General features: G+C 66.3%; 1 pseudogene. It reads left to right on the forward strand.

Annotation, left to right across the window (positions count from 1 at the left end):
- Positions 1-258, forward strand: a pseudogene (locus SB772_RS42900) (MarR family transcriptional regulator); the annotation flags it as partial.

Genomic DNA, 258 nt, shown 5'->3' on the forward strand with positions numbered 1-258 from the left:
GCTCGGCAAGCGTTTCGACGACCTCGCGCGGCTGTCGATCGATCTGACGCGCGCGCAGTGCCGAGCGCTCGCGTATCTGTAGTTTTACGGCGATATCAACCAGGCGCGGCTCGCGGACCTGCTGGAAGTCGCGCCGATTTCGGCTGGCCGGTTGCTGGACCGGATGGAGGAGGGCGGCTGGATCGAGCGGTTGGGTAATCCGCGCGACCGGCGCGAGAAGCAGATCAGGATCACGGAGAAGGCGGAGCGGACGCTCGA

The organism is Paraburkholderia sp. SIMBA_030 (assembly GCF_046535245.1).
Classification (GTDB): Bacteria; Pseudomonadota; Gammaproteobacteria; order Burkholderiales; family Burkholderiaceae; genus Paraburkholderia.